The 23,624-nt window shown below is 66.5% G+C and carries 20 protein-coding genes; 10 read left to right on the top strand and 10 right to left on the bottom strand.

What is annotated here, in order from left to right; translation table 11 throughout:
* Window positions 1-7: 7 nt before the first annotated feature.
* Together AC1C2T_RS16720 and AC1C2T_RS16715 are read left to right on the top strand one after the other, a co-directional pair.
* Window positions 8-1,264 carry a Mur ligase family protein gene (locus AC1C2T_RS16720; protein WP_495386037.1) on the top strand — a complete coding sequence of 419 codons (1,257 nt, stop codon included), beginning with the start codon at window positions 8-10 and terminating at the stop codon, window positions 1,262-1,264.
* On the top strand, window positions 1,261-1,998 hold the full coding sequence (locus tag AC1C2T_RS16715) for a type 1 glutamine amidotransferase (protein ID WP_495360055.1): 738 nt from the start codon (window positions 1,261-1,263) through the stop codon (window positions 1,996-1,998). The genes AC1C2T_RS16720 and AC1C2T_RS16715 overlap by 4 nt, the downstream gene beginning before the upstream one ends.
* 125 nt (window positions 1,999-2,123) lie before the next feature.
* Here AC1C2T_RS16715 and AC1C2T_RS16710 read toward each other — a convergent pair whose 3' ends face one another.
* Window positions 2,124-2,360 carry a DUF7455 domain-containing protein gene (locus AC1C2T_RS16710; protein WP_495360054.1) on the bottom strand — a complete coding sequence of 79 codons (237 nt, stop codon included), beginning with the start codon at window positions 2,358-2,360 and terminating at the stop codon, window positions 2,124-2,126.
* A gap of 146 nt (window positions 2,361-2,506) precedes the next feature.
* On the opposite strand from AC1C2T_RS16710, the gene AC1C2T_RS16705 reads away from it, so the two are divergent.
* The gene (locus tag AC1C2T_RS16705; RefSeq protein ID WP_495360053.1) at window positions 2,507-4,585 is read left to right on the top strand and encodes a DNA gyrase/topoisomerase IV subunit B; all 2,079 of its coding nucleotides are present in this window, start codon (window positions 2,507-2,509) and stop codon (window positions 4,583-4,585) included.
* Window positions 4,586-4,680: 95 nt separating this feature from the next.
* On the opposite strand, the gene AC1C2T_RS16700 is transcribed toward AC1C2T_RS16705, so the two are convergent.
* Together AC1C2T_RS16700 and AC1C2T_RS16695 are read right to left on the bottom strand one after the other, a co-directional pair.
* Window positions 4,681-6,012 (bottom strand): FAD-binding oxidoreductase, encoded by a 1,332-nt coding sequence (locus AC1C2T_RS16700; protein WP_495386036.1) that lies wholly within the window; start codon window positions 6,010-6,012, stop codon window positions 4,681-4,683.
* Window positions 6,013-6,126: 114 nt separating this feature from the next.
* Entirely contained in the window at window positions 6,127-8,601 is a 2,475-nt protein-coding gene (locus AC1C2T_RS16695; protein WP_495386035.1) for a DNA gyrase/topoisomerase IV subunit A, read from the bottom strand.
* Window positions 8,602-8,674: 73 nt separating this feature from the next.
* On the opposite strand from AC1C2T_RS16695, the gene AC1C2T_RS16690 reads away from it, so the two are divergent.
* Window positions 8,675-9,823 carry an alkaline phosphatase family protein gene (locus tag AC1C2T_RS16690; RefSeq protein ID WP_495386034.1) on the top strand — a complete coding sequence of 383 codons (1,149 nt, stop codon included), beginning with the start codon at window positions 8,675-8,677 and terminating at the stop codon, window positions 9,821-9,823.
* A gap of 75 nt (window positions 9,824-9,898) precedes the next feature.
* On the opposite strand, the gene AC1C2T_RS16685 is transcribed toward AC1C2T_RS16690, so the two are convergent.
* A complete protein-coding gene (locus AC1C2T_RS16685; RefSeq protein WP_495360049.1) occupies window positions 9,899-10,480 on the bottom strand; it encodes a DUF3043 domain-containing protein in 582 nt (193 codons plus the stop codon).
* Window positions 10,481-10,517: 37 nt separating this feature from the next.
* Between AC1C2T_RS16685 and AC1C2T_RS16680 the strand changes: the two genes are divergently transcribed.
* The 5 genes from AC1C2T_RS16680 to AC1C2T_RS16660 all read left to right on the top strand — a co-directional run bounded on the left by AC1C2T_RS16680 (window position 10,518) and on the right by AC1C2T_RS16660 (window position 15,656).
* Window positions 10,518-11,960, top strand: coding sequence for a dipeptidase (locus AC1C2T_RS16680; protein WP_495386033.1), 1,443 nt, complete (start codon window positions 10,518-10,520; stop codon window positions 11,958-11,960).
* Between the two features lie 79 nt (window positions 11,961-12,039).
* Window positions 12,040-12,390, top strand: a complete 351-nt coding sequence (gene erpA / locus AC1C2T_RS16675; protein WP_495360047.1) for an iron-sulfur cluster insertion protein ErpA — start codon at window positions 12,040-12,042, stop codon at window positions 12,388-12,390.
* A 198-nt stretch (window positions 12,391-12,588) separates the two neighbouring features.
* Complete coding sequence (gene ctaC / locus AC1C2T_RS16670) at window positions 12,589-13,482, top strand: aa3-type cytochrome oxidase subunit II (RefSeq protein ID WP_495360046.1); 894 nt, start codon at window positions 12,589-12,591, stop codon at window positions 13,480-13,482.
* Between the two features lie 6 nt (window positions 13,483-13,488).
* On the top strand, window positions 13,489-15,225 hold the full coding sequence (gene ctaD, locus AC1C2T_RS16665) for an aa3-type cytochrome oxidase subunit I (RefSeq protein WP_495360045.1): 1,737 nt from the start codon (window positions 13,489-13,491) through the stop codon (window positions 15,223-15,225).
* Window positions 15,225-15,656 (top strand): cytochrome c oxidase subunit 4, encoded by a 432-nt coding sequence (locus tag AC1C2T_RS16660; protein WP_495360044.1) that lies wholly within the window; start codon window positions 15,225-15,227, stop codon window positions 15,654-15,656. The genes ctaD and AC1C2T_RS16660 overlap by 1 nt, the downstream gene beginning before the upstream one ends.
* Before the next feature lie 74 nt (window positions 15,657-15,730).
* Here AC1C2T_RS16660 and AC1C2T_RS16655 read toward each other — a convergent pair whose 3' ends face one another.
* Genes AC1C2T_RS16655 through ctaE form a run of 5 tightly spaced genes read right to left on the bottom strand, consistent with a single transcriptional unit; the run spans window position 15,731 to window position 20,873 of the window.
* Complete coding sequence (locus tag AC1C2T_RS16655) at window positions 15,731-16,636, bottom strand: methyltransferase domain-containing protein (protein WP_495386032.1); 906 nt, start codon at window positions 16,634-16,636, stop codon at window positions 15,731-15,733.
* A gap of 32 nt (window positions 16,637-16,668) precedes the next feature.
* Window positions 16,669-18,285, bottom strand: coding sequence for a cytochrome bc1 complex cytochrome b subunit (gene qcrB / locus AC1C2T_RS16650; RefSeq protein ID WP_495386031.1), 1,617 nt, complete (start codon window positions 18,283-18,285; stop codon window positions 16,669-16,671).
* A complete protein-coding gene (gene qcrA / locus AC1C2T_RS16645) occupies window positions 18,282-19,358 on the bottom strand; it encodes a cytochrome bc1 complex Rieske iron-sulfur subunit (RefSeq protein WP_495360041.1) in 1,077 nt (358 codons plus the stop codon). Before qcrA ends, qcrB begins: the two co-directional genes overlap by 4 nt.
* A 38-nt stretch (window positions 19,359-19,396) precedes the next feature.
* Window positions 19,397-20,191, bottom strand: coding sequence for a cytochrome bc1 complex diheme cytochrome c subunit (gene qcrC, locus AC1C2T_RS16640; protein ID WP_495386030.1), 795 nt, complete (start codon window positions 20,189-20,191; stop codon window positions 19,397-19,399).
* Window positions 20,192-20,240: 49 nt separating this feature from the next.
* The gene (ctaE, locus tag AC1C2T_RS16635; RefSeq protein ID WP_495360039.1) at window positions 20,241-20,873 is read right to left on the bottom strand and encodes an aa3-type cytochrome oxidase subunit III; all 633 of its coding nucleotides are present in this window, start codon (window positions 20,871-20,873) and stop codon (window positions 20,241-20,243) included.
* A 135-nt stretch (window positions 20,874-21,008) separates the two neighbouring features.
* Between ctaE and trpD the strand changes: the two genes are divergently transcribed.
* On the top strand, window positions 21,009-22,061 hold the full coding sequence (trpD, locus tag AC1C2T_RS16630; protein WP_495360038.1) for an anthranilate phosphoribosyltransferase: 1,053 nt from the start codon (window positions 21,009-21,011) through the stop codon (window positions 22,059-22,061).
* Between the two features lie 25 nt (window positions 22,062-22,086).
* Here the strand turns inward: trpD and glpK are convergent, their stop codons facing one another.
* Window positions 22,087-23,601, bottom strand: coding sequence for a glycerol kinase GlpK (gene glpK, locus AC1C2T_RS16625; RefSeq protein WP_495386029.1), 1,515 nt, complete (start codon window positions 23,599-23,601; stop codon window positions 22,087-22,089).
* Window positions 23,602-23,624: the final 23 nt, after the last annotated feature.

Here is a 23,624-nt window from a genome sequence, read left to right as displayed (position 1 = left end):
GCCACCAGTGCGCTACGCCCCGGCGATCCTCGTCGGCAGGCTCACCCGATTCGCCGCCCGGCTGCGCAAGCCCGGCGGCGGATCGGCTGTTCCGGGCCTCGTTGTCAACCGCATCGCGCCCGGCTACCTGAAACGCACGCTCTCGGGGTTTCCGCAAGGACTCGTGGTCGTTTCGGGATCAAGTGGCAAGTCGACGACGACGAAGATGCTCGTCGCGATCCTTCGCGCCCATGGCGTCGACGTGTTCACGAATCCATCGACCGCCAACATCAGTCAGGGGCTGACGTCGGCGCTGCTCGAACAGGCCGACTGGCGTGGGCGGGTACCCGGCGACGTCGCGGTGCTCGAGATGGACGAGGGCCATGGCGCCCTCGTCATGCAGGGTGTCGATGCGCGCGTCGTCACGCTCATGAACGTCATGGTCGACCAGATCGACCGATTCCACGACTCGGAGATGGTCGCGGCGATGCTCGAACGCATCGCAGCACGGGCTGGTGAGGCGGTCATCGTGAACGCCGACGACGCCTACCTCGAGCGCATCGCGAAGCGCGTGCCGCCGAATGTCGCCGTGCATCGCTTCGGGGTCGCACCCGAGGTGCTGGCTGCCGCCCCTCGCGGGCTCGGCTACACCGAGACGAGTGCCGCCCGACTGCCGACCGGCTCGGGCGTGCTCGTCGACTCGGTCGACGGCGCGGCCGCGGTGCTCGACGATGCTGGGTCATCCGTCGCGATCGGACTTCCAGCCCGTGGCATCCACTATGCGGTCGATGCTGCCGCTGCGTACGCGACGGCCAAGGCGGTTCTCACCGACCGGTTCTCGCCCGAGACGGCGTCGAGTGCGCTCAGCGCGATCCCCGCGGTGTTCGGCCGAGGCGAGCGCACACGCGTGCGCGGCCACGAGGTCGAGTTCGTGCTCGTGCAGAACCCCACAAGCTACCAACTCAACGTCGACAGCATTGCGCCGGGCACCGAGCAGGTGTTGTTCGCGATCGGCTCCGACGTGCGCGACCCGTCGTACTTCTGGCCGACGGATGCCTCTTCGCTCGGCCGTGTCTCGATCGTGAGCGGGTCGAAGGCGGCTGAGGCCGCGTTGATGCTCGCATACGACGGCGTCGACATCGACCGCGTCGAGCCCGACCTTTCGCGTGCGCTCGACGACTTCCTCGCGATGCCGGTGCCTGCCGTCGGGGTGAAGACCATCGTCTTCACGGCCGATGCGATGCGCCGCACACGCGCCCATCTCGGACTCGCGGGAGCAGAATGACCCTCACCATCGTCTCGCTGCTGCCCGGGCTGGCGAACACCAACGGCGACGCGGAGAACGCGCGAGTGCTCGCATCCCGGGCGAACTGGGCCGGCGTGGCTGCTCAGGTCGTCGACGTCGAGGGGCCCGCCGACCTGCCCGAGCGGGTCGATGCGGTCGTCCTCGGTTCCGGCAGCGACGCTGCGCTCGATCAGAGCCGAGCTGCGCTCATCACGATGCACGACGAGCTGCGCCGTTGGGGCACCGAAGGTCTGCCCATCCTCTCGATCGGCACCGGATGGGAACTCCTGAGCTGGGGCATCGAGCTGGCCGACGGCCGTACCGTCGAGGGTCTCGGCATCCTTCCTGGCAGGGCCGTGCCTCGAGCCGGCCGAGTCACCGGCGACCTCGTCGTGAAGGTGCCTCGATTGGGAACCCTCGTCGGCTTCGAGAACCACGCCCGCGACTACGTCGGCGCGGAAGGCTCTCCGCTCGGCCGCGTGCAGGCCGGACACGGCAACGGACGTGAGTCGGGTCAAGAGGGCGTGGCCATGGGCAGTGTCTACGGCACTCACCTGCACGGACCGGTGCTCGCGAAGAATCCAGCGTTCGCCGATCATCTGCTCGGCATCATGGCCTCCCGTGCCGGGCTCGAGTACACCCCCGGAGAGCGGGCACGAACCGTCGACGGGTACGCTTCGGCGGCTCGGGCGGCGCAACTCACCGCGGCTGGAGTAGCCGTCCCCGCGTCCTGACGGCGGTGGGCCAGGTCAGCGAGGTCGGATGCGAGCAAGGTCGGACGCTCAGCGCCGAGATGCCGGGAAACGACGAACGCCCCGGTTGACCCGGGGCGTTCGCGAGTTCGTGGCAGTTGTTCGTGTCAGTTGCGGTCGTCAGCCAGCAGCTTGCTCGACTCGTCGTGCCAGCTGTGGGCGATCTGCGAGAGCTTCTCCTGGTGCTTGCGACCGTGGTGGGCGCAGAACAGCAGCTCGCCGCTCGCGACGACGACGCGGATGTACGCCTGCGCGCCGCACGCGTCACATCGATCGAGCGCGGTGAGCTCGTAAGGGGTCTCGAGTTCATCGACCGCACCGGTGGTCTCGGTGTATTGGGTCATGGCTCCTCCTTCGTCGCTCATGCTCGGTGTTCCGTTCATCAATGAAAACACGGGGGAGGCCTGGTTCCTTCCGTTGGGCCGGGCATTTCGCTCAGCGCGTAGCGTCTGACCAGATGTGTCGGTGCGGCTCAGTAAGCTTGACCGACGTGAGCTCCGACTATTCCGCCCGCCATCTCTCCGTGCTCGAAGGCCTCGAGGCCGTGCGCAAGCGCCCCGGCATGTACATCGGCTCGACCGACTCGCGTGGCCTCATGCACTGCCTCTGGGAGATCATCGACAACTCTGTCGACGAGGCGCTCGCAGGCCATGGCACCGACATCGGCGTGACGCTGCACCCCGATGGCAGCGTCGAAGTGCGCGACAGTGCACGCGGCATCCCGGTCGACATCGAACCGAAGACCGGGCTCTCGGGTGTCGAGGTCGTCTTCACGAAGCTGCACGCGGGCGGCAAGTTCGGCTCGGGTTCCTACGCGGCCTCAGGCGGTCTGCACGGCGTCGGCGCCTCCGTCGTCAACGCCCTCTCCGAGCGTCTCGATGTCGAGGTTGATCGTGACGGCAAGACCTGGGCGATGTCGTTCCATCGGGGCGAACCCGGCAACTTCGCCGACGCGGGGGCCCCGTCACCCGACGCCCCGTTCACGCCGTTCGAACAGCGCAGCGAGCTTCGTGTGGTCGGCAAGGTCCGCAAGGGCGTGACCGGCACGCGCATCCGATACTGGGCCGACCGTCAGATCTTCACGAAGGGTGCGGAGTTCCAGACCGAAGAGCTGCTCGGCCGCGCCCGACAGACGGCATTCCTCGTGCCCGGCCTCGCGCTCGACGTCACCGATGAACGCGGCGAGGCACCGCACACCACCTCGTTCCAGTTCGAGGGCGGCATCTCCGAGTTCGTCGAGCACCTGGCGTCCGATGCCCCGCTCACCGATATCTGGCGTCTGACCGGAGTCGGCCACTTCACCGAGACCGTTCCCGTGCTCACCGACGGCGGCGCCATGGTGCCCACCGAGCTGAAGCGCGAGTGCGCGGTCGATATCGCACTGCGATGGGGCACCGGGTACGACACGGTCATCCGTTCGTTCGTGAACATCATCGCGACCCCGAAGGGCGGCACCCATCAGGCGGGCTTCGATCAGGGGCTCCTGAAGTTCCTGCGCCAACAGGTCGAGCAGAACGCGCGACGTCTGAAGGCCGGAAACGACAAGCTCGAGAAAGACGACGTGCTCGCGGGTCTCACCGCAGTCGTCACCGTGCGCCTGCCCGAGCCGCAGTTCGAAGGACAGACGAAGGAGGTGCTCGGCACTCCGGCCGCGCGTGCCATCGTCTCCAGTGTGCTGACGAACGAGCTCGGCGCGCGTTTCACCTCCACGAAGCGCGACGACAAAGCGCAGTCGGCGCTGCTTCTCGACAAGGTCGTGGCCGAGATGAAGTCGCGCATCTCCGCGCGAGCCCACAAAGAGACACAGCGCCGGAAGAACGCGCTCGAGAGCTCCTCGTTGCCCGCGAAGCTCGTCGACTGCCGATCGAACGACGTTGCCCATAGCGAGCTCTTCATCGTCGAGGGCGACTCCGCGCTCGGCACGGCGAAGCTGGCTCGCGACAGCGAGCACCAGGCACTGCTGCCGATTCGCGGCAAGATCTTGAACGTGCAGAAGGCCAGCGTCGCCGACATGCTCGGCAACGCCGAGTGCGCCTCGATCATCCAGGTGATCGGAGCCGGCTCAGGTCGCAGCTTCGATCTCTCGACCGCACGCTACGGCAAGGTCATTCTGATGGCCGACGCCGACGTCGACGGTGCGCACATCCGCACGTTGCTTCTCACGCTCTTCTTCCGCTACATGCGACCGATGATCGAGAACGGCCGCGTTTTCGCCGCGGTGCCGCCGTTGCATCGCGTCGTGGTCATGAATCCGGGCTCGAAGCCCAATGAGACCATCTACACCTACTCCGAGGCCGAGCTGCAGGGGGTGCTCAAGAGGCTCGAGAAGCAGAAGAAGCGGTATCAAGACCCGATCCAGCGCTACAAGGGACTCGGCGAGATGGATGCCGACCAGCTCGCGACGACGACGATGGATCGTCGGCACCGCACCCTCCGCCGTGTCGGCATCGGCGATGCCGAGAACGCCGGACGCGTGTTCGAGCTGCTGATGGGCACCGACGTCGCGCCGCGCAAGGAGTTCATCATCGAGAGCTCCGACACGCTCGAGCGCGACCGCATCGACGCCTGACCGCGCCGAGCGCACGCGCGCTGTCGTCGGCCGCCGTGGGCGGGCACATGCGCTCTTCGGAGCACAAGTGGCTCGCGCTGCGGGCGATTTGCCGGTCAGGCCGACGGCCTGATGTTCTGGTTCAAGCGGAAGACGTTCGAGGGATCGTAGGCATCCTTCACCGCGACGAGCCGTGCAAGGTGCTCCGGACGGTACGCGCGCCGGAGCCCCGCCTCGCCCTCGTCCGAGAGCGCGTTGACGTACGCGCCACTCGCATACGGGGCGAGCGGTGCCGCATACGCGCGCGCGGCTGCGATCCGCCGCTCATCGTCGGCACGGTCCGTCCACTTCGAGGCCGCGACGAACTCGAACGCGGTATCGCGATGCGAAAAGGCGGTTTCGTGTTCGCCGATGTCGGCGATCGCGCCGCCGTACGCCTGGATTTCCACGTTCGGCGGGTCGTCTCCGCCGCGGTCGAGCACGGCGTCGATGGCCTCGTCGCCGAACTCGGCGAAGTAGTGCCCCTTCCAGTAGCGACGCCACGCATACCCTTCGACATCGTCATCGCGTGTCTGCAGCTCGCGGTACGAGAGCGGCGTGATGTCGCGGATCGCAGGCTCGGCGACCGCGGCGATCGCGTTGGTGAACCTGTCGATGTACGCAGCGCCCGAGTCGGGGTCGCCGACCCAGATCGCCCCGAGAGACACGGTATCGGGCCCGAGGATGGCGGTCGACGTCGCCTGGCGCGGGGCATCCGGGCTGAGATCGCGCCAGCGACGCATCGCGTCGCGGGCGCTGCTCGTCGGGTAGTGCAGCTCGGCCGAGATGGCGTGTCCAGACTCACGGTGCAGTGCGAAGACGAACTCGGTGACGATGCCGAAGTTGCCGCCGCCGCCACGGAGACCCCAGTACAGTTCGGGGTGCGATTCGGCGCTGGCGCGCAGTACGTCACCCGCGGCCGTGACGACCTCGAACGCGACCACGTTGTCGCACGCGAGCCCGTGCTGCCGGGCGAGCCACCCCATGCCACCGCCGAGCGCCAGCCCGCCGACGCCGGTGTGCGACACGTTGCCCGCGGTCGTTGCGAGTCCGTGCGTCTGCGTCGCCTCGTCGAGGGTGCCGAGTAGGGCGCCGCCTTGCACATGGGCACGACGGCGCACCGGGTCCACCTGCACGTCGTTCATCAGACGAAGGTCGATCATGAGCCCGTCCTGAGGCACGGCGTGGCCGATGATGCCGTGCCCGCCGCAGCGAACGCCGATCTCGAGCCCGTGTTCGGTGGCGAATCGCACCGCCGCGATCACGTCGGCGGTCTGGGCGCACCGAACGATGTACCTCGGTCGTCGGTCGACCATCGCGTTCCAGACGGAGCGTGCCGCGTCATAGCCGGCATCGCCCGGCTCGAGCACCTCGCCCGTGAACAATGCCTGCAGGCTCGTCGGTGACATCGACTGCTCCATTCGCCGGGGCCGGTGGGGGTGCACATCATGCCCCGCCGATTCCGGCCACGGCCGAATATGCTCCTCGAGCGCCGCGGCGTCAAGGGCGCCGGTCGACGCTGGTCAGCCGATGCGTGACCCGATGGCACCCACGACGGCCGCGAGCGGGACACCCGACCCGTCGCGCTTCGCGCCTCCGTCGGGGAGCTGCTTGGCCGATCCATCGGTGCCGACGGCCAGTGCGGGGGAGCGGCCGACCCAGGCGAGGTGCAGCGCGTCTTCGCCCTTCAGGAAGCGTTGCCCGCGCACACCACCGGTCGAGCGGCCCTTGACCGGGAACTCGGCGAAGTCGCTGACCTTCGCGCTGCCGGGGTCGGTGCCGAGCAGTGTGTCGGTCGTGGCCGCGATCGTGACGACGACCGTCTCGGCTGCTTCGTCTGCGGCGAGGCTCGTGAAGTGAATGACGTGCGCCCCACTGCCAAGGTTGATGCCGGCCATGCCGCCGGCAGCGCAACCTTGCGGGCGAACCGCGGAGGCTGCGAATCGCAGCAACTGGGCATCGGATGCCACGAACACGAGCTCGTCGCTCTCATCGCCCTGCACTGCGCCGATGACCTCGTCGCCCGCCTTGAGCCCGATCACCTCGAACTCCGGCTTGTTGGGGTACGCGCCGGTGGCGACACGCTTGACGACGCCCTGCTTCGTGCCGAGCGCGATCGAGCGGTCGGAGTCGAGTGAGACGATCGCGAGCACCTTCTCGTCACGGTTGGGGAGCGTGAGGTAATCGCCGATCTTCACGCCCGCACCCAGCTGCACCGACGTCGGCGGCAGCATCGGGAGGTCGACGGGCGTGAAGCGGATGAGCCTGCCGAGACTCGTCACGGCGCCGATCTCGGCGCGGCTCGTCGTGTCGAGCGTGGACCGAATGGCATCGTGCTTGCTGCGGCGTGCCGGTGTAGTGATCACCGGCGGGCCGTCGTCGCCGACGGGAAGGTCGACCCGCGCGATGCGCCCGGTCGCTGAGAGGAAGATCCGGCACGGGACATCCGCGACTTCGAGCACCGCGGCGGCGCGCTTCGCGGCCGCGCCCGCGATGCTGGGACGTGCATCGGTGAGCAAGGTGCGTCGCGGTGTGCCGAAGCGCTCGGAGATTTCGGCCAACTCGTCGGAGACGAGAGCTTCGATGCGATGCCGACTCGAGAGCAGGGCCTCGAGCTCGGCGATCTCGGCGCGGAGTTTGTCGCGCTCGGCCTCGAGCTCGATGCGCGAGAACTTCGTGAGTCGCCGAAGCTGCAGTTCGAGGATGTAGTCGGCCTGCACCTGGCTGAGTTCGAAGACCTCGATCAGTCGGGCGCGAGCCGCCGCGGTGTCGTCGCTCGATCGGATCAGCTGGATGACCTCGTCGATGTCGAGGATGGCGATGAGGAGTCCGTCGACCAGGTGCAGGCGCTCGCGCTTGCGGGCGAGTCGGTACTCGGAGCGGCGGGTCACCACCGAGATGCGGTGCGCCACGTAGACCTGCAGGAGTTCGCGGAGCCCGAGGGTCTGCGGGCCGCCGTCGACGAGCGCGACGTTGTTGATGTTGAAGGAGTCTTCGAGCGGTGTGAGCCGGTAGAGCTGTTCGAGCACGGCGTCGGGGCTGAACCCCGTCTTGATGCCGATCACGAGCCGGAGACCGTGCGTACGGTCGGTCAGGTCGGTGACGTCGGAGATGCCGCTGATCTTCTTCGCGTTGACGCCGTCTTTGATCTTCTCGATGACCTTCTCGGGGCCGACGAGGTAGGGCAGCTCGGTGACGATGAGACCGGTCTTGCGAGCAGTGACGGATTCGACACTGACCTTCGCGCGGGTCTTGAAGCTGCCGCGACCCGTGGCATAGGCGTCTTTGATGCCGGCGAGGCCGACGATCGTGCCACCGGTGGGCAGGTCTGGGCCGGGAACGAACTCCATGAGCTCATCGAGCGTCGCGTTGGGATGGGCGATGAGGTGCCTGGCCGCCCCAATCACCTCGATCAGGTTGTGAGGTGCCATGTTCGTGGCCATGCCGACGGCGATGCCGCTCGCACCGTTGACCAGCAGGTTGGGGTATGCGGCGGGCAGCACCTCAGGCTGGGTGAGCTGGTTGTCGTAGTTCGGTACGAAGTCGACGACGTCTTCATCGAGGCCGTCGGTCATCGCGAGGGCGGGGGACGCGAGCCGCGCCTCGGTGTATCGCGGCGCGGCCGGCCCGTCGTCGAGCGAGCCGAAGTTGCCGTGCCCGTCGATCAGCGGCACCCGCAGAGTGAAGGCCTGAGCCATGCGCACGAGTGCGTCGTAGATCGCCGTGTCGCCATGGGGGTGCAACTTGCCCATGACCTCGCCCACGACGCGGGCCGATTTCACGTGCCCGCGGTCGGGTCGCAAGCCCATCTCGGCCATCTGGTAGAGGATGCGCCGCTGCACGGGCTTCAGCCCGTCACGAGCGTCTGGCAGTGCCCGCGAGTAGATGACCGAGTACGCGTATTCGAGGAACGAACCCTGCATCTCGGTGGCGACGTCGACGTCTTCGATTCGCTCGACGATCGTCTCTTCAGCGGGCTGATTCTTGGCTCGGGTCATCCGTCGTCTCTATGGCAAGCGTGCGCACGCGCAGGGAACAGGGGCGCGCCCGGCCTATGCCAGAATGGGCGCGATGTCTGCCATGCTACCCGTGCCCGCCGACACAGCTCCGCGCCTTGCCGGGGTGCTCGGCAGTTCGCTCTCGAGCATGCGCGGGGCAACGAACGACCTCGCTCTGCCGCCGGCGTCGAGCGTCGTCGTCGTGCTCGTCGACGGGTTGGGTGCGTCGAACCTCCAATCCCGCTCGGGGCACGCTCGATTCCTCGCCTCCCGCATGGGAAAGCGCGACATCATCCGCACAGTGTTCCCCTCGACGACGGCCGCGGCCCTCGCGACGTTCACCACGGGCAAGGCGCCGGGCGAGCACGGACTCGTCGGCTATCGAGTGCTCGACGCCGCGCACGACCGCGTCGTCAACCAGCTGAACGGATGGGACGACCGCATGCGCCCCGAGAGTTGGCAACGCGTCCCGACCATCTTCGAGACCGCGCGCGGGGCCGGCGTCGCCAGCTACGCGATCGGCGCTGCGCGTTACGCCGACTCGGGGTTCACGCGCGCCGTGCTCCGCGGGGCGGAGTACCGCCCAGCGGCATCCGTCGCCGACCGCTTCACCGAGGCCGCGCGGCTCATCTCCGCCGGTGAGCCGGCGCTCGTCTACCTCTACGTGCCCGAACTCGACCAGGCCGCGCATTCGCACGGCTGGCAGTCCGACCGGTGGCTCGCCCTGCTGGAAGAACTCGACGCCGAACTCGCGGCATTCGAACGTCGGATGCCTCGAGGCGCGGGTCTCCTCGTCACGGCCGACCACGGGGTCGTCGACGTACCGTCGCACCGGCACGTGTACATCGACGCCGATCCTGACCTTCTCGACGGCGTGCGGCACGTCGGCGGTGAGCCGCGCTGTCTCTCGCTCTACCTGGAGCCCGAGGTCGACGCGAGCTCCCGGGCCCGGCTCCTCGAGTCCTGGCGCACCGCCGAGACGTCTCGCGCCTGGGTGCTGAGCCGCGACGAGGCGATCGACGCCGGACTCTACGGTGTCGTCGACCCCTCGGTGCGCGAGCGTATCGGGGACATCGTCATCGCCGCCCGTGCAGGCATCGCCTACTACGACCGGCGCGAGGCCAACCGGCAGGCCGAGTCGATGATCGGCCAGCACGGTTCGCTCAGTGATGAGGAGACGCGAGTACCGCTCATCCGCGGGGGAGTGTTCACCCGCGCGTGATTCTCTGGCGCGGCGCCCGCGGCCGCGGAGTCACGGGCGTCGCGACCGAACGGCGCCCGCACCGCGGCATCCGCCTCAGGAGGGGTAGTGCCCTCGCTTGACCTGCGGTTTCGGCAGGCGCAGCGGGCGAAGCTGCAGCGCCCGCATCGCGGCGTACCAGCGCACCCGCTCGACCTTGTCGGCACCGAACTTCGCTCCGAGCTTCTTCGTCAGGATGAAGCCGAGCGCGACCGAGTCGATGACCGCGACGAGGAAGAACGCCCAGAGCGAGAGGATGCCGATCGACTGCACCTCGGGGCTCGGCACGAACGTCAGCAGGATGACGGCGAACATCACCGGGATGAGGATCTCGCCGATGCTGAACCGCGCGTCGACATAGTCGCGCACGTACTTCTTCTGCGGGCCGCGGTCGCGAGCCGGCAGGTAGCGCTCGTCGCCGACGGCCATGCCGACCCGGGCGCGCTCTCGCGACTCGGCGGCCTTCGCGCGCGCTTGCTTCGCTGCTTCTTTACGGTCGTTCGGCACGAGCGGCCGCTTACGGGCCGCCTCCTGCTGCGCACGGCTCGGCGTGGGCGCGCCCTTGCCCTTCAGGCGAGCCTGGGTCTCTTCGAGCGTCTCTGCGCTCGGTTCATCGGTGTTGTTCGGCTGCTTGGCCACGGGAGTCCTCGAATCGGTTCCCCTTAAGATTACCGGCATGACCGAGACTTCTCCCGCTTCCGGCGGAACCTCCGACACCCCGACAACGAGCGACGCCTTGCGCGGTGCCGTCGAAGCCGCCTTCCCGACCACCATCGCCGACCTCACGCGACTCGTGAAGATCCCCTCAGTCTCGTGGGCCGCGTTCGATCCGGCCCACGTCGAGGCGAGCGCAGAGGCGGTGGCGGAGCTCGTGCGCGGGCTCGGCGTGTTCGACCTCGTCGAGATCCGGCGTGCGGCGATCGGCGGCAGCGGCGATGCGGATGCCCCGCTCGGCAAGCCTGCGGTCGTGGCACGTCGTGCTGCGCGCAACGGGCGGCCGACCGTGCTGCTCTACGCCCACCACGACGTGCAGCCACCCGGACAGGACGAGGACTGGGATTCCGCCCCGTTCGAACCGACGCTGCGCGGCGATCGGCTCTACGGGCGCGGTGCCGCAGACGACAAGGCCGGAGTGATGGCCCATGTCGGCGCCATCCGGGCACTGACCGAAGTACTCGGCGCGGATTTCGATCTCGGAATCGCCCTGTTCATCGAGGGGGAGGAGGAGTCCGGGTCGCTCTCGTTCGCCAACTTCCTCCGCGAGAACCGCGACGTGCTCGCGGCCGATGCGATCGTGGTCGCGGACTCCGGCAACTGGGACCTCGAGACGCCGGCGCTCACCGTCGCGCTTCGGGGTGCCGTCGCGTTCCGCCTGCGCGTGTCGACGCTCGCGCACGCATCGCATTCGGGCATGTTCGGCGGTGCGGTGCCCGATGCCATGCTCGCGGCCATCCAGATGCTCGCGACACTGCACGACGCCGACGGATCCGTCGCGGTCGAGGGTCTTACTTCAGCCGATCTCGAGACGCCCGCCTACGACGAGACGCAATTGCGCTCCGAGACGGGCCTCCTCGACGGCGTGACGCCGATCGGACGAGGCGAGATCCTCTCCCGCATCTGGGCGCAGCCCTCGATCACGATCACGGGCATCGATGCGCCGACGGTCGCGAACGCCTCCAACACACTGGTGCCGAGTGTCGCCGTGCGGGTCAGCGCCCGCGTTGCGCCCGGCCAGAGCGATGTGGACGCGCTCGCGGCGATCCGTGGCCACCTCGAGCGTCACGCTCCGTTCGGTGCGCAGCTCGAGTTCGATGCGTTCGAGCTGGGCAACCCCTTCCTCGTCGACACATCTGGCTGGGCGGTCGCCGAGTCCAATGCGGCGATGGCCGAAGCCTGGGGCAAGGAGCCCGTCGAGATCGGCGTCGGCGGCTCCATCCCGTTCATCGCGGAACTCGTCGACGAGTTCCCGTCGGCGCAGATCCTCGTGACCGGTGTCGAGGACCCGGACTCCCGTGCGCACAGCCCGAACGAGTCCCTCCACCTCGGAGTCTTCCAGCGCGCGCTGCTCAGCGAGGCGCTGTTCCTCGCGCGCCTCGACGCGCGCACGGAAGATTCCTGAGAGCGTGCCGGATGCACTCTCCGGTTCGGGAGCTACCATGGAGACAGGTTCCGCGCTTCCTGACGCACCGAGGAGAGACATGAGCGACACGATCATCCAGACCGCGCACGGCGTGAAGCTGAGCGACCCCGCCGCCGACAAGGTGCGCAACCTCCTCGAGCAGGAGGGCCGCGACGATCTCCGCCTCCGGGTCGCCGTGCAACCCGGTGGCTGCTCGGGACTCATTTACCAGCTCTACTTCGACGAGCGTCTCCTCGATGGTGATGCCGTCGTCGATTTCGAGGGCGTGGAGGTCGTCGTCGACAAGATGAGCGTGCCGTACCTCGATGGCGCCTCTATCGACTTCGAAGACACCATCCAGAAGCAGGGTTTCACGATCGACAACCCGAACGCAGAGGGCAGCTGCGCTTGCGGCGACTCGTTCCACTGAGTCGCTGATGTCTACTCCGAAGGGAGGTCGCAAGAGCGGCCTCCCTTCGTCGTTTCCGCCGGTCGAGCGGGAATTCCGTGATTCGGCACGCCCGACACCGCGTTCCGGTGCACACCTCGGGCGTCGAGTCGGAGTAGGCTAGGCAACGATCAACGCGCTTCGCTGTGAAGCGCCTTCGAGTCTCCCGAAAGGTCACCGGTGCGCCACAATCGCCGACTCCGATGGGCTGCTATTCCGATCGCAGCGTCACTCAGCCTCGTACTCGCAGGGTGCACGCAGGCTCAGCTGAACGGATTCCTCCCCGGATTCCTTGAGGGGGAGGCGCCGGTCACGAACCACACCGAGATCGTCTCCGGACTCTGGGTCACCTCGTGGATCGTGCTGCTGATCGTCGGTGTCATCACCTGGGGGCTCACGATCTGGGCAGTCATCGCATACCGTCGCCGCAAGGGTCAGACCGGCCTGCCGGTGCAGTTGCGTTACAACATGCCGATCGAGGTGTTCTACACGATCGTCCCGCTCATCCTGGTGCTCGGATTCTTCGCCTTCACTGCGCGCGATCAGGCCGAGATCGAGCAGCGCTTCGCCGAAGACCAGATCGACGTCCAGGTCGAGGTCATCGCGAAGCAGTGGGCCTGGGACTTCAACTACGTCAAAGAAGACGTGTACTCGCCGGGCATCCAGGGCCAACTCTCCGACGAAGGCCCGAGGGGCTCACTCGTGCAGTCCGAGCTGCCCACCCTCTTCCTGCCGGTCGGTGCGAACGTCGAGATCGAACTCGAGTCGCGCGACGTCATCCACTCGTTCTGGGTCGTCGACTTCCTCTACAAGAAAGACATGTTCCCGGGCAAGACCAACTACATGTCGTTCGTGCCCGAGCGTGAAGGCACCTACGCCGGCAAGTGCGCCGAGCTCTGCGGCGAGTACCACTCGCTCATGCTCTTCAACGTCGAGGTCGTCTCCCAGAGCGAGTACGACGACTACATCGAGTCGCTTCGCGACGCCGGCCAAGAGGGCCAGCTGTCCAACGAGTACGACCGCAACCAGAACCTGCCCGGAACGGGCGCGCCCGAACTGAAAGAGGAGCACTAAGCCGCGATGAGCACCACGACCGCACCGGCTCGCCCCTCAGCGAGCACGCTTCCGTTCGGCTCTTCCAAGGTCGAACACAAGGGCAACATCCTCGTCAAGTGGATCACGTCCACCGACCACAAGGTCATCGGGTACATGTACCTGATCACCGCGTTCATCTACTTCTGCATCGGCGGCGTGATGGCGCTGATCATCAGGGCGCAGCTCTTCGAGCCGGGCCTCGAGATCATCCAGACGCGTGAGCAGTACAACCAGCTCTTTACGATGCACGGCACGATCATGCTGCTCATGTTCGCGACCCCGCTGTTCGCGGGCTTCGCCAACGTGCTCATGCCGCTCCAGATCGGCGCCCCCGACGTGGCGTTCCCGCGACTGAACGCCTTCGCGTACTGGCTCTTCAACTTCGGTTCGCTGATCGCGGTCGCCGGCTTCTTCACCCCGCAGGGCGCTGCGTCCTTCGGATGGTTCGCATATCAACCACTCGCGTCGACGACGTTCTCACCAGGCGTCGGCGGCAACCTCTGGATGGTCGGCCTCGGCCTCTCCGGCTTCGGCACGATCCTCGGGGCGGTGAACTTCATCACCACGATCATCACGATGCGCGCGCCCGGCATGACGATGTTCCGCATGCCGATCTTCACGTGGAACACCCTCGTGACCTCGATCCTCGTGCTCATGGCCTTCCCGGTGCTCGCTGCCGCGATCCTGGCCGCCGCTGCCGACCGCATCTTCGGTGCTCATGTGTTCGATCCAGCCAACGGCGGCGTCATCCTCTGGCAGCACCTCTTCTGGTTCTTCGGCCATCCAGAGGTGTACATCATCGCCCTGCCGTTCTTCGGCATCGTCTCCGAGATCTTCCCGGTGTTCAGTCGAAAGCCGATCTTCGGGTACAAGACCCTCATCTACGCGACGATCGCGATCGCTGCGCTCTCGGTCACGGTGTGGGCGCACCACATGTATGTCACCGGCTCGGTGCTGTTGCCGTTCTTCGCCCTCATGACGATGCTCATCGCCGTGCCGACCGGTGTGAAGATCTTCAACTGGATCGGCACGATGTGGCGAGGCTCGATCACGTTCGAGACGCCGCTCATCTGGTCGCTCGGCTTCCTGATCACGTTCGTCTTCGGTGGCCTCACGGGCGTGATCCTCGCGTCGCCGCCGCTGGACTTCCACGTCTCCGACACGTACTTCGTCGTCGCTCACTTCCACTACGTCGTCTTCGGCACCGTCGTGTTCGCGATGTTCGCCGGCTTCTACTTCTGGTGGCCGAAGTGGACCGGCAAGATGCTGAACGAGACCCTCGGCAAGTGGCATTTCTGGCTGCTGTTCATCGGCTTCCACACGACATTCCTCATCCAGCACTGGCTCGGCGTCGTCGCGATGCCGCGACGGTACTACTCGTACCTGCCGGAAGACAACATCACCTGGATGAACCAGCTGTCGACGATCGGTGCCGGCATCCTGGCCATCTCGATGATCCCGTTCTTCCTGAACGTCTACATCACGGCTCGTCGCGCACCGAAGGTGACCGTCAACGACCCATGGGGTTACGGCGGTTCGCTCGAGTGGGCGACCAGCTGCCCGCCGCCGCGCCACAATTTCACGTCGATCCCGCGGATCCGTTCGGAGCGACCCGCGTTCGACCTGAACCACCCTGAGGCCGGCATCCCCGTCGGCATCGGGCCGGCGAAAGATGCCCCACAGGCGCCCACTTATGACGCCGCGTCGGAGGAGATCAAGTAATGCGCGCGAACGCCAATCTCTTCTGGATCCTCACGGTCTTCCTCCTGCTGGTGGCGGGAACATACACCGGGTGGAGCTGGGCTGACAACGCTTCGCATGGACTCAACTACCCAGAGTGGGCCGGGACCGTCGCCCTCACGCTGACCGCCGTGTTGAGCGCATTCATCGCCTTCTATCTCGGCCGGGTGCACAAGGCGCAGGGAGCGGAGCTTCCAGAAGACCGCCTCGACGCGAACATCGACGACGGCGATGCGGAGCTCGGCTTCTTCAGCCCGTGGAGCTGGTGGCCGATCATGCTGGCCGGCGCCGCCGCGTTGATGTTCCTCGGCCTCGCCATCGGCGTCTGGATCTCGTTCATCGCGGTCGGACTCGGCATTATCAGCCTGGTCGGTTGGGTCTACGAGTACTACCGCGGGAACTTCGCCCGCTAGCATCCGAGAACCAAGCGAATCAGCCCCATGCATCTGGTGCATGGGGTTGTTTTCGTGCTCGTGAGCTCTCCGAGTCAGCCAGCGACCGAACGGCCAGGGGAGGCGTGCTGCGCACGGACGAATGCGATGACATCGACAGAGACCGTCACAGACATCGTTTCGGGGGCGTCGACGTCGCCAGCGGCCGCCCGGTGGTGTGCTGCTGGCCCCATATCCACGAGGAGGCTTCGCGTCGTCGCGTTCGTCGCGAGTGGGTATTCGACCCGCGTCGACGAGAAGGAATCGAATCCGACGTCGGTGAATTGTCCAGTGACTCGTTCCGCCTTGCCTTCGGGAACGTCGAGTGCGGCCCCGAGGCGGCGTAGCTCGACGAAGTGAGACGAGGTCGGGACGACGACGATGAGCGTGCCGCCGACACGCACGATGCGCGCGAATTCAGCGGGGTTTCGGGGTGCGAACACGTTGATCGCAACGTCGGCTGATCCGTCGCGAATCGGGAGCGGGCGCCAGAGATCGAGCACGACGCCTGTCGAGGCAGGTACGGTGCGGATCGCCATGCGCACGGCGGTCGGTGATCTGTCGGCCAGCAGCACCGAAGTCGCGTGCACCGCCTCGGCGAGCTGCCGTGCGTAGTATCCGGTGCCGCAACCGAGGTCGACGATCCGAGATCCTCGACTTGACTCACCCGAAGCGGTGACGGCGGTGTGCACTGGCCGATGCTCGAGCGCCAGCCGACTCGCAGCAACGATGGCGGATGCGATCGGTGCGTACGACCCGGACTCCAGCAGTGAGGCACGCGCCTCGAGCATCGCACGATCGTCGCCGATCGTGCGCGGTGCTCGTGGGGGGAGGAGCGCCACGCTGCCCTGCTTGGAGATATCGAAGCGGTGCCCACTCTCGCAACCGAGCACACCATCCGCGATCGCACCGAGATCGAGGAAACAGTTCGGGCACCGCAGCCAAGTCGAATCGATCGACATGGCGCGGTGCCCGAATCCGTCTACTGGTCTTCTCAGTGGTGGGTCTCGTGCCCGGCCTCGAGCTCGCCCTTCGTGACCGGCGCAATGCGGTCTTCGAAGAACCAGCGCGAGAGTGCCGCGCGCGTGCGCTCACCGAGGGTGATCTTGCCACGAGCGTTCGGGCGGAGCATGAGCGGCTCGTAGGTCTCTTGGCTCACGAGCCTCCAGCGGTCGTACTCGTCGAGCGGCTGATGCACCTCGATGAACTCGCCACCGGGCAGCTTCACGATGCGACCCGACTCGTAGCCGTGCAGCACGATCTCGCGATCCTTCTTCTGCAAGGCGATGCACACGCGCTTCGTGATGAAGTACGCGATGAACGGCCCGATGATCACCACGGCTTGGAGCGCGTGGATCACGCCCTCCATAGTGAGGGAGAAGTGCGTGGCCAGGATGTCCGAGCTCGCCGCAGCCCACAGGCCGGCGTAGAACGTCACGCCTGCCGCACCGATGGCGGTACGCGTGGGAGCGTTCCGCGGACGATCGGCGATGTGGTGCTCCCGCTTGTCGCCCTTCACCCAGGCCTCGATGAACGGGTAGATCAGCACCAGCACGATGAAGATGCCGATGGCGATGAGCGGTACGAGGATGTTGAAGGACCACGTGCGGTCGAGCCAGACGAACTCCCAGCCCGGCGGGATGAGACGAAGAGCACCGTCGGCGAATCCGATGTACCAGTCGGGCTGTGTGCCGGCCGAGACTGGCGACGGATCGTACGGGCCGTAGTTCCAGATCGGGTTGATCGTGAACAGCGCCGCGATGAGGGCGACCACGCCCCAGACGATGAACATGAAGCCGCCGGCCTTCGCCGCGTAGATCGGCAGGATGGGCGGGCCGACGGAGTTGGTCGGCTCGCGACCTGGACCGGCGAACTGCGTGTGCTTGTGGATGAACACGTACACGACGTGAACCGCTATGAGCGCGACGAGGAGTGCCGGCAGCAGCAGGATGTGCAGCGTGTAGAGGCGTCCGACGATGGTGGTCCCGGGGAACTCGCCGCCGAAGAAGAGGAACGAGGCCCACGTGCCAACGAGCGGCATGCCCTTGAGAATGCCGTCGATGATGCGAAGTCCGTTGCCCGAGAGCAGATCGTCGGGCAGCGAGTATCCCGTGAACCCTTCGGCCATCGCGAGGATGAAGAGGATGAAGCCGAACACCCAGTTGATCTCACGAGGCTTACGGAACGCGCCGGTGAAGAACACGCGCAGCATGTGCAGGCCGATGGCGGCCACGAACAGCAGAGCTGCCCAGTGGTGCATCTGGCGAACGAAGAGCCCGCCTCGGATGTCGAATGAGATGTCGAGCGTCGATGCCATCGCCACCGACATCTCGACGCCCTTCAGGGGAACGTACGAGCCGTCGTAGTGCACCTCGGCCATCGACGCCTGAAAGAAGAACGTCAGGAAGGTGCCGGAGACGAGGATGACGATGAAGCTGAAGAGCGCGACCTCGCCGAGGAGGAAGGACCAGTGGTCGGGGAAGGCCTTACGCCCGAGGCCTTTGATCGCGACGGCGATTCCGGTGCGATCATTGACGTACTCGGACGCCGCTGCCGTGAATGAGCGCTTGACGGGCGCGGGCGCGGGCGTTTGCGTCGATGCGGTGGTCAATGGCGCTCCCAGAAGCTCGGGCCGACGGGTTCGGTGAAGTCGCTCTGCGCGATGAGATAGCCCTCGTCATCGATCGCGATCGGAAGCTGAGGAAGGGCTCGCGCCGCCGGGCCGAAGACGACCTCGCAGTTGTTCGACACGTCGAACTGCGACTGGTGGCACGGGCAGAGAAGGTGATGCGTGTGCTGCTCGTACAGCGCGACGGGGCATCCGACGTGCGTGCAGATCTTCGAGTAGGCGACGATGCCGTCGTACGCCCACGATTCACGGCCCGGGGCCGGATGCAGCTCACTCGGCTCGAGCCGCATGAGCAGCACCGCAGCCTTCGCCTTCTCATCGAGTTTGCCGTGCTCGAGATCGTTGAGTCCCTCGGGGATCACGTGGAACGCGCTGCCGATCGTGACGTCGCCGGCCTTGATCGGCACGCCGGAAGGGTCGAGCGCGAGGCGAGTGCCCTTCGCCCACATCGTGTGGCTGAGGAGCTCGACCGGGAGCTGATCCTGTGGCGCCAGCCCGCGGAACAGCACGACCGCCGGCAGCGGGAAGACGAGGAGCGCACCGATGAGGCTGTTCCGGATGACGGAGCGGCGAGAGAAGCCCGACTCCTCGTCGGCCTCGCGGAACACCTCGATGGCGCCCTGCTTCGTGGCCTCGCTCCCACTGATCGGGTGACGGATGTCGATCGACTCGGGGGAGGTCATGAGCGACTTGCCCCAGTGCACCGCGCCGAATCCGAGAGCAAGCAGCGCGAGGGTGGCGCCCAAACCGAAGAACATGTTGTTGAGGCGCACGGCGCCGACATCGTTCGACTCGATGGGGAAGAGGATGTATGCGGCGATGGCCCACACGCTGCCGAGCACCGACAGGTAGAAGAGCGTGTAGACCGTTCGCTGGGCTCGGTTCTCGCGCTTCGGGTTCTCATCGGTGACGCGAGCGCGGTGCGGCTCTAATCCGGGATTCTCGAACCCGTCGTGCGGGATGACCGCTGTGCCGGGCGATCCAGGGAATTCGTGCGCGGCGAGCGACGAGTCGGCAGCGACGAGCTCTTCGCCGCTGTGGTCGTCCTGTGCCATGGTTCTCCTTCTTCAGCTACTTCAGTGCTGGGCGTGCGCTAGTTGGATTTCGCCGTGATCCACACGGTGATCGCGACGATCGCGCCGAGACCGAAGATCCAGATGAACAAGCCCTCTGCGACCGGTCCGAGCGAGCCGAGTTCGATTCCGCCGGGCGAGCGGTTGTCTTGCACGTACTTGAGGTACGTGATCACGTCGCGCTTGTCTTCCGGGGAGATGTTCAGGTCGTTGAAGACCGGCATATTCTGCGGGCCGGTGACCATGGCCTCGTAGATGTGCACGCCCGAGACATCCGTCAGCGGGGGAGCGAACTTGCCCTCGGTGAGCGCGCCACCTGCACCGGCCACGTTGTGGCACATCGCGCAGTTGATGCGGAAGAGTTCTGCGCCGTTGGCTGCATCGCCGCCGCCGTTGGTGAGGTGATCGTCGGGGATGTCTGGTCCAGGGCCCAGGGAGGCGACGTAATAGGCGAGCTGCTTGACCTGATCGTCGGTGAACTGCACGGGCTTCGCCTGCGCCTGCGGGCCCTGCATCTGCATCGGCATGCGCCCGGTGCCGACCTGGAAGTCGACGGAAGCTGCACCGACGCCGACGAGGCTCGGGCCGGTGTCGCTGCCCTGCGCCTCGAGTCCATGGCAGGTGGCGCAGTTGGCCTGGAAGAGCTTCTTGCCCTGTTCGATGGTCTGCTGCGAGTCGGGGTCGATCTCGGCTTGCGCGATGGTGCCGCTGCTGAGGGCCGCGTACGCGCCACCGGTGAAGACGAGGCCGAGCGCGAGGAGGGCGACGGTGGCGAGCGGGTGCCGGCGTCCGGTGCGTCGCTTCTGGCGAGTCATGGGTATCTTCCTGTTCACGGGCATGCTGTGCTGACGCTCCTGATGCGGCTTACTTGAGGACGTAGATGACGAGGAACAGTCCGATCCAGACGACGTCGACGAAGTGCCAGTAGTACGAGACGACGATCGCACTCGTCGCCTCGCGGTGACCGAAGTTCTTGACCGCGAAGACGCGGCCGATCACGAAGAGGAAGGCGAGCAAGCCACCGGTGACGTGCAGGGCATGGAAGCCGGTGGTGATGTAGAACGCCGAGCCGTAGGCGTTGGAGTCGATCGCAATTCCCTCGGAGACGAGGGTGGCGTACTCCCAGACCTGGCCGGCGACGAAGACGGCACCCATCGCGTACGTGAGGAAGAACCACTCGACCATGCCCCACTGCTTGGGCTTCCACCCGGTGGCGTATGGCTGCATGCGCTCCGCGGCGAAAACGCCGAACTGGCACGTGACTGATGACAACACCAGGATCAGCGTGTTCACCAACGCGTACGGCACGTTCAGCCGGCCTGCCTCGAACTCCCAGAGTTCGGGAGATGTCGACCGCAGCGTGAAGTAGATCGCGAAGAGTCCCGCGAAGAACATGACCTCGCTGCCGAGCCAGACGATCGTGCCCACCGCAACGGTGTTCGGTCGTTTGATCAGGGGCGCGTTCGCCTGATAAGTGATTGAGGTGCTCGTCACCATCCCATTATGGCTGAAACGAGGCCTGAGTTTTCGTCATCCGGGGGAGTTGTGTCGACCTGAGGTGGTTAGGCAGACCTAAGTCGAGCTGGGTGACGGCCGCGAATCCGCCGTGAATCCCGCAGATAGGATCGACGCATGCCCGCGCGACAGAACTGGCCAGACATCCTGAATTCCCTGCTCGAGGGCACCGATCTGAGCGTTTCGGATGCCGCGTGGTGCATGGAGCAGGTCATGACGGGCGCAGTCAGCGAAGCGCAACTCGCCGCGTTCCTTGTTGCGCTCCGAGTGAAAGGGGAGACGGTCGACGAGATCGTCGGGTTCCGCGACGCGATCCTCGAACACGCCGTGCCGCTGCCGGTGGATCCGATGGCGCTCGACATCGTCGGCACCGGCGGCGACCGCTTCGGCACGGTCAACGTCTCGACGATGGCATCGATCGTCGCCGCAGCATCCGGAGTGCCCGTCATCAAGCACGGCAACCGGGCGGCGAGTTCGTCCTCCGGATCCTCTGATGTGCTCGCGGCTCTCGGGCTCGACCTCGCGTTGCCCGCCGAACGTGTCGCAGCAGTTCTCGACGAGGCAGGAATCACCTTCGCCTACGCCGCCGCATTCCACCCGGGCTTCCGCCACGCCGGGCGGGTTCGTGCCGAGCTCGGGGTGCCGACGGTGTTCAACTTCCTCGGGCCGCTCGCGAACCCGGCGCGCCCCGAAGCGTCTGCAGTCGGTGTCGCTCACCTCGATCGCGTCCCGCTCATCGTCGGCGTCTTCCAGACCCGCGGCGCGACTGCACTCGTATTCCGTGGCGATGACGGCCTCGACGAGCTGACGACGACCGGGCACAGTCACCTGTGGGAGGTCTCCCTCGGCACGGTCAAGGAGCACGACCTCGACCCGCGCGACCTGGGGATTCCGCGGGCGACGATCGATCAACTCAAGGGCGGCGACGCCGAATACAACGCGGGAGTCGTCAACGAGCTTCTCGCGGGCGGGCGCGGCCCCGTGCGCGACATCGTCGTGCTGAATGCCGCTGCAGGGCTCGTCGCCTTCGATCTCGCGAAGGATCCGGCCCAGGTGCAGCGCGCGATCCTCGATCGCTTCCGCGAAAAGATGGCGGTCGCCGAAGAAACGATCGACAGTGGCGCGGGCACCCGCAAACTCGAACAGTGGATCGCGGCGACGAAGGCCTGAACGAGGCATCCGCCGCCGCGACTGCTCATTTCACGTCGTCGTCGACCCAATCGAAGGTCTTCGTGACGGCCTTCTTCCAGAGTCGGATCTGACGATCGCGCTCAGCGGGATCCATCTTCGGCTCCCAGCGGGAGTCCTCCTGCCAATTGGCGCGGAGCTCGTCGAGGTTCGCCCAGAAGCCGACCGCGAGGCCGGCCGCATAGGCGGCGCCGAGGGCTGTCGTCTCGGCGACTACCGGGCGAACGACCGGAACGCCGAGGATGTCGGCCTGGAACTGCATGAGCGTGTTGTTGGCGATCATGCCGCCGTCGACCTTGAGCTCCGTCAGATCGACGCCCGAATCGGCGTTCACCGCTTCAAGCACCTCGCGGGTCTGGAAGGCCGTCGCCTCGAGCGCTGCGCGGGCGATGTGGCCCTTGTTCACGAAGCGGGTCAGGCCGACGAGTGCGCCGCGCGCGTCAGGTCGCCAGTACGGTGCGAACAGGCCCGAGAACGCCGGCACGAAGTACGCGCCGCCGTTGTCGTCGACCGTGTTCGCCAGCCGCTCCACGTCGGGCGCGCTCGAAATCAGTCCGAGGTTGTCGCGAAGCCACTGGATGAGTGAACCCGTGACCGCGATCGATCCCTCGAGCGCGTAGTGCGGGGCGGCGTCTCCGAGCTTGTAGCCGAGCGTCGTCAACAGCCCGTTCTTGGAGTGGACGATCTCTTCGCCGGTGTTGAAGATCAGGAAGTTGCCCGTGCCATAGGTGTTCTTGGATTCACCGGTGTCGAACGCGGCCTGGCCGAACGTCGCCGCCTGCTGGTCGCCGAGGATCCCGGCGACGGGAACCTCGCGGAGCAGACTCGACGGCTCCGCGATGCCGTAGACCTCGGAGGAGGACTTGATCTCGGGCAGCATCGAGCGCGGCACGCCGAAGGCCGCGAGGATCTCGTCGTCCCACGCGAGGGTCTCGAGGTCCATGAACATCGTGCGCGAGGCGTTCGTGACATCCGTCGCGTGCACACCACCGTCAGGGCCGCCGGTGAGGTTCCAGAGCACCCACGAGTCGGTCGTACCGAAGAGCAGGTCGCCTGCCTCGGCCTTCTCGCGCGCGCCCGGCACGTTCTCGAGGATCCACACGATCTTCGTGCCCGAGAAGTACGTCGCCAGCGGCAGGCCGACCTTCGCCTTGAAGCGCTCGACGCCGCCGTCGGCCGCGAGCCGGTCGACGATCGGCTGCGTGCGGGTGTCCTGCCACACGATCGCGTTGTAGACCGGCTCGCCGGTGTTCTTGTCCCACACCACCGCGGTCTCGCGCTGGTTCGTGATGCCCACCGCCGCGATCTCGTGACGGGTCAGATCGGCCTTGCCGAGGGCCTGCCCGATGACCTCCCGGGTGTTGCGCCAGATCTCGGCAGGGTCGTGCTCGACCCAGCCCGCCTTCGGGAAGATCTGCTCGTGCTCGAGCTGCCCGGTCGAGACGATCGATCCGGCCTTGTCGAAGATGATCGCGCGCGACGAGGTCGTGCCCTGATCGATCGCCAAGATGTAGTCGGCCATTCGGTTCTCTCATTCTGTTCGGC

Source organism: Agromyces sp. Y558, from assembly GCF_059445415.1.
Note: the sequence above shows the minus strand (reverse complement) of the source record. Positions and strands in the feature narration are given on the sequence as shown.